General features: G+C 65.4%; 9 protein-coding genes. 4 read left to right on the forward strand and 5 right to left on the reverse strand.

Annotation, left to right across the window (positions count from 1 at the left end; all coding sequences use genetic code 11):
- Positions 1–98 precede the first annotated feature (98 nt).
- The 3 genes from A3M7_RS0129440 to A3M7_RS0129450 all read right to left on the reverse strand — a co-directional run bounded on the left by A3M7_RS0129440 (position 99) and on the right by A3M7_RS0129450 (position 3565).
- On the reverse strand, positions 99–407 hold the full coding sequence (locus A3M7_RS0129440; protein WP_027547148.1) for a sulfite:cytochrome C oxidoreductase subunit B: 309 nt from the start codon (positions 405–407) through the stop codon (positions 99–101).
- 13 nt (positions 408–420) lie between these two features.
- Positions 421–1620 (reverse strand): molybdopterin-dependent oxidoreductase, encoded by a 1200-nt coding sequence (locus A3M7_RS0129445; protein WP_027547149.1) that lies wholly within the window; start codon positions 1618–1620, stop codon positions 421–423.
- Positions 1621–1840: 220 nt separating this feature from the next.
- Entirely contained in the window at positions 1841–3565 is a 1725-nt protein-coding gene (locus A3M7_RS0129450; protein WP_027547150.1) for an adenylate/guanylate cyclase domain-containing protein, read from the reverse strand.
- Between the two features lie 423 nt (positions 3566–3988).
- Between A3M7_RS0129450 and A3M7_RS0129455 the strand changes: the two genes are divergently transcribed.
- A complete protein-coding gene (locus A3M7_RS0129455; protein ID WP_049823747.1) occupies positions 3989–5494 on the forward strand; it encodes a glycosyltransferase family 39 protein in 1506 nt (501 codons plus the stop codon).
- Positions 5495–5733: 239 nt separating this feature from the next.
- Here A3M7_RS0129455 and A3M7_RS0129460 read toward each other — a convergent pair whose 3' ends face one another.
- Together A3M7_RS0129460 and A3M7_RS0129465 are read right to left on the reverse strand one after the other, a co-directional pair.
- Positions 5734–6762, reverse strand: coding sequence for a YcjF family protein (locus A3M7_RS0129460; protein ID WP_027547152.1), 1029 nt, complete (start codon positions 6760–6762; stop codon positions 5734–5736).
- The gene (locus A3M7_RS0129465) at positions 6759–8228 is read right to left on the reverse strand and encodes a YcjX family protein (RefSeq protein ID WP_027547153.1); all 1470 of its coding nucleotides are present in this window, start codon (positions 8226–8228) and stop codon (positions 6759–6761) included. Before A3M7_RS0129465 ends, A3M7_RS0129460 begins: the two co-directional genes overlap by 4 nt.
- A 178-nt stretch (positions 8229–8406) precedes the next feature.
- Here A3M7_RS0129465 and A3M7_RS0129470 point away from each other — a divergent pair, with 178 nt between their 5' ends.
- The 3 genes from A3M7_RS0129470 to A3M7_RS50300 form a co-directional block, all read left to right on the forward strand.
- Positions 8407–9102: a hemolysin III family protein gene (locus A3M7_RS0129470; RefSeq protein ID WP_027547154.1), complete on the forward strand. Its 696-nt coding sequence runs from the start codon at positions 8407–8409 to the stop codon at positions 9100–9102.
- Positions 9103–9168: 66 nt separating this feature from the next.
- The gene (locus A3M7_RS0129475) at positions 9169–9963 is read left to right on the forward strand and encodes an SDR family oxidoreductase (protein WP_027547155.1); all 795 of its coding nucleotides are present in this window, start codon (positions 9169–9171) and stop codon (positions 9961–9963) included.
- A gap of 136 nt (positions 9964–10099) precedes the next feature.
- On the forward strand, positions 10100–10358 hold a 259-nt coding region (locus A3M7_RS50300; RefSeq protein ID WP_210164302.1), incomplete at its 3' end, for a hypothetical protein.

Below are 10358 nucleotides of genomic sequence, written 5' to 3' on the forward strand. Positions count from 1 at the left end.
GGTAGCTCAAACCACATCAGGCTTTTGCCGAATTCCGCTCAACTTCGCGGCGTTTTTGCCGATTTTGCCCGTTTGGCGGTCAATCGGCCTACGCGCCGTCAATACGTCGTGGCCAGATAATCGACGATCTTGCCGACATCGGCGTCGTCGATCGGTGCGCCATAGACCTTGATCATCTTGGTCACCTCGGCTTGCCAGAAGCCTTTCTTGTCCTTCATCGGCGGCTGCGTGTTGACGTAGTCGGCCGAGTGGCAGGCGCTGCAATTGCCCTGTACGACCTCGAGATTGGGGCCGGGCTTGAAGGCGGCGACCTCGTCCGGCGTCTTGTAGTTGATCGGCGCCGCAAATGCCGAACCCACCATTGCGGCGAAAGCGAGCGAGATGGCGAGGAGGACGGTGCGCTGCATGATCATTCTCCCCTCAGGCCACGCTGACGCGGACGGTTTCGACGACGTTGCGCAAATAACCCGCCGGGTTCCAGCGCGGCGTGTCCGGCTGGGTCTCGCCGCCATTGCCGGTGGCGCGGACCTTGAGCTCGTACGAGCCGGCCGCGAGCTTCACCGGCAGCTTCCATTCGCGGAACGCGTATTTGCCGAGATCCTTGCCGAGCCTGGCGCTCGTCCAGGTCTTGCCGCCGTCGGTGGAGACCGCGACGTCCTTGATGCCCTTGCCGCCGTCGAAGGCGATGCCGCGCAGTGTCGTGCTACCCGCCTTCAGCCTGGCGCCGTCAGGCACGCTGGTGATGAAGGAGCGGATGGTGAAGCGGTTGATCGGGATCGTCGCCTTCGGCGCGGTGCCGGGCTCGATCGCATTGTTCGGGGTATCAGGAATGCGATAGGCCGACTTCATCCAGAAGCCGTCGTAGACATTGTCGATGACGGTGATCTCGTTGAGGTGCTTGACCCAGTAGGTGCCGAAATAGCCGGGCACGATCAGGCGCAGCGGGAAGCCGTTGAGGAACGGCAGGTCCTCGCCGTTCATGCCATAGGCCAGCATCACCTCGCCGTCGCTGGCATGATCGATGTCGAGCGCCTTGATGAAGTCAGGCGTCTTGTCGCTGACCGGACCGTCCATGCCGTTGAACGTGACCTGCCTGGCGCCGCTCTGCACACCCGCCATCTCGAGCACGGTCTTCAGCGGCACGCCGCGCCAGCGCGCGCAGCCCATGGCGCCGTTGGCGAGCTGACCGCCGGCGACACGCGGCTCGAAGAAGCCGCGGCTGTTGCCTGAGCATTGATTGACGGCGACGGTCTCGGTCGCCTTCATCTTGCGGATGTCCTTGAGCGACAGCTTGAGCGGCTTGTCGACCTTGCCCTTGATCTCGAGCGTGAACTTGTCGGGGTCGAGATTGTAGGGCAGGTCGGAGAGGTGATAGCGCACGAAGAACGCGTTGTTCGGCGTGATCGGGCCGTCGTTGAACACGGTGAACGGCGTCTCGAGCTGCGGCGGCCGGCTGGTCAGGCCGATCATCGGCCGCTTCTGCGGATATTTCACCAGCGGCCGTTCGCCATTGGCGAAGGGCAGGGTGACGGTGTCGAGTGCCAGCGCTTTGGTGGAGTTCAGTGTGGCCACCATGGCGGCAAGCCCCGCTCCTCTGAGCAGGTCGCGTCGATCGAACATCTGGTCCCCTCCCGGAGCTTTTCGTTGAATCGCGGTCATCACCGCGATCCTGCGTTCATCTGTCGCGACGATGCCGATGAAGTCAATTCGTGCTTTCGCAGCAGGCCCATGCCGCTGCATTGCAGCAAGCTGGTGTTACGCTTGTAACGAGATTGAGCCGAGCTGTTGCGGCGCAGGCAGAGCGCTCCCTCGCCCCGTTCTTACGGGGAGAGGTGAAGAATCAGGCCGCGACGCGCGCGCTGCCCTCGACGAGCCCCGACAGCTCCCTGGCATCCGCAACCACGCGCACGGCCATCGGCTCGTCGCGGCCGCGGATCGCGACCTCCTGCTGCGGCAGTGCGTCGTCGGCAAGGCCGGCGGTGCGGCGGACCTCTTCCGAGACGATGGCTTCACAGGCCAGCGTCTTGGTCATGTCCTGGAGGCGGGCGGCGACGTTGACGGCGTCGCCCAGCGCCGTGAACACGATGTGATCGCGATAGCCGATGTCGCCGATGATGACCTCGCCGCCGTGAATGCCGATGCCGAAGCGGATCGGCTGGCGCAGATCGTGGCTCAGCAGCTCGTTGAGCTCGTCGATATGCGTGGCGATGCCTGCGGCCGCTTTCAGCGCCTGCCGGCAGGCCGCTTGCGGATCGGATGACAGGCCGAACAGCGCCAGCATGCCGTCGCCGACGAACTGGTTCGGCTGGCCGCCGTTCTCGACCACGGCCTGCGAGACCGCGCCGAGGAAGCGGTTGACGATGAAGACGGTGTCGAACGGCAGCCGCTTTTCGGCGAGCTGGGTCGAGCCGCGCATGTCCACGAACAGGCTGACGAGATAGCGCTCCTGGCCGATTCGGGCCGGCGTCGAAGCAGCCGCTGACACGGTGTGCGAGGTGAAGAGCTGGAAGAAGGAGAGATCCGACGTCGGCCGCAGCTGGCAGGCGAGGCGGATCGAAGGGTCGGTGGTGCCGACGCGGGTGAGCACGAAGGCCTCGCGCTGTGACGGCTCGGGCAGGGCGCCATGGTCGCCGATGATGCGGATGCGGCAGGTCGAGCAGCGGGCGCGGCCGCCGCAGACGCTGGCATGCGGCACATTGTGGCGCAGGCTCGCTTCCAGCACGGAGAGGCCCTTGGGGACCCGCACCGTCTTGCCGTTGCCGTAGGACAGCGCGATCATGCCGCCGCGCCGCTCGCGCCAGGCGCGCACGCCGCGCGCGGCCAGCGCCAGTCCGAGCAGCCCGACATAGCCGATGGTGAGGCCGCCGGTGATGCGGTCGAGCGTGTTGGCTTCCGCGACCGTGCCGACCTGGCGGCGGGTGAGATTATGCGTGCGCCATTCCCCGTCGTCGGCTTCGACCATGACGCTGCGGCCGCCCTGATAGACGCCGAGCAGCGCCAGCGTCGGGATCACCACCGCGGCCGCGAGCAGATAGGGCGCGGCGCGCGTGAAGAACGGCTTGAGGCGGAGCCAGAAATAGATGCCGATGCAGCCGTGGACCCAGGCGATGATCAGCAGGATCGTCATGGTCCAGATGCGGTTCGACGCGACGAAGAACAGATAGAGTTCCTGCGGATAGAGTTTTTGGTGTCCGTACAGCGTCTGGCCGAGCCGCACGCCGATCACGTGCGCCATGACCAGGGCGGGGATGCTTAGGCCCAGCACGAGCTGGAGCGGCTCGATCGTCCGCCAGCGGAACTGCCGCCGCTGATACAGCGCATAGATGCCGAGCCCCATATGGGTGAGCGCGGCGGTGTAGAACACGATCGCAACAGGCAGGAACTGCCAGAATGCGGTGTGGTAGTAGACCCCGACCTCCATGGCATCGACCGAGACGTTGCCGAGCGCATGGTTGAGGAAATGGCTGACCACGTAGGAGAACAGGATGACGCCGCAGATGAGCCGCACCTGCCGCACGCCGGTCGCGCGGACGAGTTCGGGCATGTGTATGGGTGCGGTGGCCATGATTCGGTTGTATCAGTTCATGAAGGAGAACAGCCAGCCTAGCGTTTAATTCCCGCGGTGGACAGTTTCCGGGATCACATGCGCGGCAAGGTTACAAAACCGTAGGGTGGGCAAAGGCGCGCTGCCACACCCACCGCTGTCGTCCCGGACAAGCGCGCCCTCAGGCGCGCGCCGATCCGGGACCCATAACCACAGGGAGACGTTGCGGGCAGGCTGGTAACTCCGAGTCTTCGCCAAACTCCTCCCTGGGGTTATGGGTCCCGGCCTTCGCCGGGACGACTCGGGGAGAGAGCTTGCCCTACATTGACTCCCCCTCCCAAGTCGGGGAAAAGCGCGGCCGTGACGATCGCTCCCGACATCTCTGCGAAGCCGGACGGCGCCGAACGCCGTCTCATCCTTGCTGCCGTGCTGGTCATCGCCGCGATGACGCTGCTGCGCATCGTCTACGCCTCCGCGATCGAGCTGCGCACCGACGAGGCCTATTACTGGACCTGGTCGAAGGAGGCGGCGCTCAGCTTCCTCGATCATCCCCCGGGCATCGCCTGGCTCATCCGTTTTGGCACCGCGATCTTCGGCGACACTGCGCTCGGTGTCCGTTTCGGCGGCATTGTCGCCATGCTGGTGACGCAGCTGCTGCTTGCCGACATCGTCCGCCGCCTCACCCATGACGCGCGTGCGGTCATGATCGCGGTGCTGATGCCGGAGGCCGCGCTCTATTACGGCCTCTTGATGGCCAAGATCGCGCCCGACGTCGCCATGATCCCGTTCGCGGTGGCGATGATGTGGTCCCTGGTGCGGCTGGCGCAGAGCGATGACGGACGCTGGTGGCTGGCAGCGGGGCTGTTCGCCGGGCTGGCGATGCTGTCGAAATTCACCGTGGTCATGTTCGCACCGGCGGTGGCCGCTTTTCTTCTCGTGCCGGATTGGCGCTGGCGCTGGCTGCGCAGTCCTTACCCCTATCTCGCCGTGCTGGTCGCGATCGCAATATTCTCGCCGGTGCTGATCTGGAATGCGCAGCACGACTGGGCCTCGTTCCGGTTCCAGGGCGTACGCGCCACCGCCAATTACGGCATCTCGCTCCGCACAGTCGGTGATTACATCGGCCTGCAATTCGGTCTCGTCGGTTTCGTCATGTTGCCGGTGGTGCTGTGGGGGCTCGTGATGACGGCATGGCGCGGCTATCGCACGCGCGAGCCGGTCGCGATCCTGCTGTCGACCGCGGTGCTGGTGCCGTTTCTCTATTTCTTCATGAAATCGCTGACGCTCCGGGTCGGCGATACCTGGCCGATGTTCATGTGGCCGGTCGGCTTCGCGGCGGCGGCGGTGAACCTCGTCATGCTGTCGCGTGAAAAACGGTCGGCGCGGGTGATCCGGTCGAGCCTGTTCTGGGCGAAGACGGCGATCATCTCGGGCATCGCCTTCGTCGTCATCGTGTTCCTCTACTACGTCGCCGCGCCCTGGAATTTTCTCGGCAAGATCGATCCGATCGGCGGCGAGGCCGGCTATGAGCAGGTCGCAGCGCGCGCGCAGGCTGCGCTGGATGAGACCGGCGCGACCTGGATCGCAACCACGGACTACCGCACCTATGCCATGATGCGCTGGCTGTTCAGGGGCCGCGTGCCCGTCATCGAGATCAGCGAGCGCGGCCGTTTTCAGGATTTCCGCGATCCCGGCATGGACCGGATCAAGGGACATGCCGGCATCTATGTCGGCCGCGAGCCTGACAACCGTTTCTCGCTGTGGGAGAATATCCCTGCGAAGCGCGAGCAGCTCGGTCAGGTCGAACGCCGCTGGCGCGGCGTACTGACGGATACCTACGTGCTTGAAAAGCTCACCGGCTGGACCCCGGAACTGTCCCCGCCGAAGGACTCGCCGCTGTTTCAGTGGCGGGTGCTGGCGGGGGAATTCGAAGCGCGTGCGCTCGGTTAGCGGTGCGCGCCTCTTCCCTTCTCCGCTTGTGGGAGAAGGTGGCACAGGCGGCCGTCGGCCGCCGTTCTTGAGAACGCCGAAGCAAAGCTTCGGCTACGGCGCCGGATGAGGGGTATCTCTCCGCATATTCCACTGTGAGAGCTTCATTCGCGGAGAGATACCCCTCACCCGTCTCGCCGCTTTGCGGCGAGCCACCCTCTCCCGCAAGGGGAGAGGGTGCACCGAGCTTGTGGCTCGCGCTACTCCTCGTCCTCTTTCTTCCGCAACAGATCCGTTGCGAGATCCGACAGCTTCGGCGGCGGCAGCGCCGCGAAGGGCAGCGGGCGTGTCACCTCGATCGCGGCCAATCCGAGCCGCGCAGTCAGCAATCCGTTGAGCACGCCTTCGCCCAGCCGCTGCGACAGCTTCGCTGCAATCCCGTGGCCCAGCATCTGCTGCACCAGGCTGTCGCTCGCGGCCATGCCGCCGGTGATGGCGAGATGGGCGATGACGTGGCGGAGCAGGCGGATCATGCCCAGCGCGCCGGGCCGGCCGCCATAGAGATACGCAAGCTGGCGGATCAGACGCAGCGCGGCGACGAAAACGAACATCACGTCGATCGCCGCGCGGGGCGAAACCGCCGTGACGATCGAGACCTTTTGCGCGGCTGACGACACCAGCCGTCGCGCCTCCGCATCCAGGGGCGACATCAATTCGCGCTCGGCGAGGCGGATCATGTCGGCGCCGTCGATGATCTCGCCGGTGTGGCTCTCCAGCGTGGCGCGGGCGCGGGCGAGCTGCGGATTCTGGTGCGCGATCTTCAGGAGATCCTGCACGATGACGCGGCTCTCCTTGCGGTCGTCGCTCGCAAGCACTGCGGCGGCGCGCTGATGCAGCTTCTCGATCGTCGCGAGGCGCGCCAGCCCATACGCCTCGCGCCCGATCACCACCGCGAGCGCAAGCGCGGTGACGAACGCGAAGGCGAGCCCCACGAAGCCGAGGCTTTCGCTGCGTGCAAACAAATCCTCGATCAGATGAACCACACCGAGCCCGACGCCGAGCAGCGTCAGCCCGGCAAGGCCGGACCAGAACAGCGCGCCCCAGGGGAGGCCGCGTCGTGCGGGCAGCACGGCTTCAATCGGTACCGGCAATGTCGCTGGATCGTGCTCCGGCGTGATCTGGATGGTGGCGCGACCGAGCCGCGCCGTCTCGTCGGCTTCGGTGACGACGACGCCGGGATCGTCGAGGCGGAACGTCGCCGGCCGCCGCGGCGGGGATCGCTCGTTCATGAGAGCTTGTCTCCGATCAGGAACTGCAGGGCACGGTCGAGGCGGATGTGTGGCAGCGTCGGCTCGTCCGTCCCATCGCGTTCGAGCTTTGGCGGGCGGAAGCGCAGGAAGCGGAAGTCGCTTTTCTCGGCGGCCCCGGTCGCGAGGCCGCGGAACGCATCCGTGCCGTTGAACAGCGGCTCGGGATCCAGGGGCAGGTCGCCGGGAAAGGTCGCAACCTCTGTGTTGCCGTCGAAGAACTCGCCGCCGGCGCTTTCGCCTGCGGCCGGCGTTCCCAGGATCGACGGCAATTTGTCGCGGCCATGCGCGACCTGCGCTTCGCGCGTGGCGCGGACGGCGGCAAGCGCCACCACGTCGATCGCCGCGCCGGTATTTTCCGCGCGCGCCACCGCCTGCGTCACGGCGCGGCGCAGCACCGCCTCGAGCCGGTCGTGGCTGGAATGATGCAAATGGTCCGCCTTGGTCGCCGCGAACAGGATGCGGTCGATGCGCGGCCGGAACAGGCTGGAGAGCAAGGTGCTGCGGCCGATGTTGAAGCAATCGAGAATGCCGGCGAGCGCGGCTTCGAGATCGTGCAGCGCCTCGGGTCCGGAGTTGAACGCGGCGAGCGCGTCGGCCAGCACGATCTGGCGATCGAGGCGCGCAAAGTGATCGCGGAAGAACGGGCGCACCACGACGTCCTTGTAGGCTTCGAAGCGGCGCACCATCATCGCCCACAGCGAGCCGTCCGGCGCCTGGCCGCCGACGGGCACGTCGAGCGGCGCAAAGGTCAGCGCCGGGGAGCCTGCGAGATTGCCGGGCATCAGGAAGCGGCCGGGCGGCAGCAGGCTCATGGCAAAGCGCTCGTCGCGGCACGCGCGCAAGTAATTGGTGAAGAGCTTTGCCGCTGTCAGCGTCGCCTGCTCGTCCTCGCGCGCCTCGGGCTTGAGCGCGGCGAGATGGGCGTGCCAGTCGGCGGCAAGATGCGCGCGCGGCGCCTCGCGCGACAGCGCAAGACTCTCCGCCGACCATTGCTCGTAGCTCTTTTGCAGCAGCGGCAGGTCGAGCAGCCACTCGCCGGGATAGTCGACGATGTCGAGCGTCAGGGTGCGGTCGGCGCCGTTGTGGCGCTGATAGTCGATGACGAGGCGCAGCTCGCTGATGTCAACGGTCGAGGTCGGCCAGTGCCGTTCCTCGACCAGCGCACGCAGATGAGTCTCATAGGCAAAGCGCGGCACGGCATCGTCGGGCTGTGGCGCGAGATGCGCCCGCGCGATTCGGCCCGAGGCATAGGCTTCGAACACCGGAAACCGGCCGCCGCGCGTCAGCCCATGGATCAGCGCGGTGATGAACACCGTCTTGCCGGCCCGTGACAGGCCGGTGACCCCGAGCCGCACCGTCGGATTGAAGAAGTGCTCGCCATAGTCGATCAGCGCCCGGGCCGACAGGCGCGCCTCTTCGACCATATCCTGAAAACTGAATGCCATGTGAACGTTAGGGGATCTCGGCGGGCGGAAACGTGAAGCTGTTCACAAAGGTGGCAATTGCGTGGGGAAAATCAAGCTTCATACTTCCACCGCCTTTGTCGTTAAATCAGTCGATTGAACGACGCGCCGATCCCGAAAGACCCATACAACGAGAGATTGACTCGCTTTGTGGATTGCCATGACCGTCTTCCAACTGAAACAGCTTGCATCCGATTCCGTCCATGCCGCAGCCGACGCGATCGGCTGGAACTACGACCGCGCAGAACTGATCGCCGACGGGGTCATTCATGCAGTCGGTGTGTTTTTCGGTACCGTCGCCGCGACCGTTCTGGTGGTGCTTGCGGTGCTTTATGCCGACGCTACCGACATCGTCGGCGTCTCGATCTATGTCGCCGGCCTGCTCTCGATGCTGGTGTTGTCGGCGAGCTATAATCTCTGGCCGGTCTCGCCGGTCAAATGGCTGCTGCGGCGCTTCGACCATTCGGCGATCTATCTCCTGATCGCTGCGACCTACACGCCGTTCATCCTGGAGCTGAAGGACAGCGTCTTCGCGCTGGCGCTGCTCGTCTGCGTCTGGTGCGTGGCGATCGTCGGTATCGTGCTGAAGCTTCGCTATCCCGGCCGGTTCGACCGCGTCGCGGTCGGCATCTACCTCGCGATGGGCTGGAGCGGCGTGATGCTCTACGACGCCGTGGTCAAGGCGCTGCCCGCGCTGGTGCTGGGCTTCATACTTGCGGGCGGGCTGCTCTACAGCTTTGGCGTGATCTTCCATGCCTGGCGGCGGCTGCGCTTCCAGAATGCGATCTGGCATGGCTTTGTCTTGGCCGGTGCGGCGTGCCATTATACCGCGGTGCTCGACCTCGTGTTGAGCTGAGCAAGCTCCGCGAAGCGGAATAAGCCGAGCGGTATAAGAGCGGTACGGGACAAGAGGAGACGTCGCATGCAGGTGACCGGGAAGGTCGTGGTCGTCACGGGCGGCGCAAACGGCATCGGCAAGGCGCTGTGCGAGGCCTTTCACAAGGCGGGCGCCGCCAAGGTCGTCGTCGCGGACATGGACGCCGCCAACGCAAGAGCCGTCGCTGCCATGGTTGATGGCGCGGCCTTCAGATGCGACGTCGCGCAGGAAAAAGAAATCGCCCACGTCATCGAGGAGACCGAGCGGCAGTTCGGCCCGATCGAGTTGTTCTGCTCCAATGCCGGCATCGGCGGCGGTTTCGATCCGATGTCGGTCAATGCCGGCGGCGCCTCGGACGAGCCCTGGCAGCGGAGCTGGGCAATCCATGTCATGGCCCATGTCTATGCGGCCCGGCATCTCATTCCCCGTATGAAGGCGCGGGGCGGCGGCTATTTCCTCAACACGATCTCGGCCGCGGGCCTGCTGTCGCAGGTCGGCAGCCCCGCTTATTCCACCACCAAGCACGCCGCAGTGGGGTTTGCCGAGAACCTCGCGATCTCGCACAAGGCTGACAATATCAAGGTCTCGATCCTCTGCCCGCAGGGCGTCGACACCAACATGCTGCGCTCGATCCCAAAGGGCCCGCAATCCGGCGACGGCGATCTCACGCCCGAGCAGGTCGCTAGTGATGTGCTCGCGGGCCTCGCGCAGGAAACGTTCCTGATCCTGCCGCACCCCCAGGTGCTCGGCTACATGCGCAAGAAGACCGAGAACTACGACCGCTGGATCGGCGGCATGGCGAAGATCCAGGCGAAGATGCGGGAAGAGTTCGGGAAGTGACCGTTAGGTCATCCCGGGGCGGTCCATAGGACCGAACCCGGGATCTCGAGATTCCGGCCAAGTGTTTCGAGCCACCGCTCGCGCCAAACACTCGCCGTCGTCCCGGCGAAGGCCGGGAGGTGGATTCACACTCGAAGTGCAACAGTTGAGAGGAGAAGGCCTCTGCCGGGGTTCTGAAGTCAAGGCATTTGCGCGGGGTGTTGTTGTAGGTGGCAACGGACTGGCGGAAGCGCTTGGTTGGGAGCTTTTCGAGGTCGGTCTTTCGGGGGATGAAGCGGCGCAAGCGGCCGATGGCGTTCTCGATGCCGCCCTTTTGCCACGGCGCGTGGGGGTCGCAGAAGAAGGTCTTCATCAAGAGGCTCTGCAAGGAAAGGTGGGCGGCGAACTCGGTGCCG

It is taken from the genome of Bradyrhizobium sp. WSM2254, assembly GCF_000472645.1.
GTDB classification, from domain to species: domain Bacteria; phylum Pseudomonadota; class Alphaproteobacteria; order Rhizobiales; family Xanthobacteraceae; genus Bradyrhizobium; species Bradyrhizobium niftali.

Excerpts from the sequence above, each read along its gene's own strand:
- A3M7_RS0129440 (WP_027547148.1), bottom strand. The coding sequence starts at position 407 with ATGCAGCGCACCGTCCTCCTCGCCATCTCGCTCGCTTTCGCCGCAATG.
- A3M7_RS0129445 (WP_027547149.1), bottom strand. The coding sequence starts at position 1,620 with ATGTTCGATCGACGCGACCTGCTCAGAGGAGCGGGGCTTGCCGCCATG.
- A3M7_RS0129450 (WP_027547150.1), bottom strand. The coding sequence starts at position 3,565 with ATGGCCACCGCACCCATACACATGCCCGAACTCGTCCGCGCGACCGGC.
- A3M7_RS0129455 (WP_049823747.1), top strand. The coding sequence starts at position 3,989 with ATGACGCTGCTGCGCATCGTCTACGCCTCCGCGATCGAGCTGCGCACC.
- A3M7_RS0129460 (WP_027547152.1), bottom strand. The coding sequence starts at position 6,762 with ATGAACGAGCGATCCCCGCCGCGGCGGCCGGCGACGTTCCGCCTCGAC.
- A3M7_RS0129465 (WP_027547153.1), bottom strand. The coding sequence starts at position 8,228 with ATGGCATTCAGTTTTCAGGATATGGTCGAAGAGGCGCGCCTGTCGGCC.
- A3M7_RS0129470 (WP_027547154.1), top strand. The coding sequence starts at position 8,407 with ATGACCGTCTTCCAACTGAAACAGCTTGCATCCGATTCCGTCCATGCC.
- A3M7_RS0129475 (WP_027547155.1), top strand. The coding sequence starts at position 9,169 with ATGCAGGTGACCGGGAAGGTCGTGGTCGTCACGGGCGGCGCAAACGGC.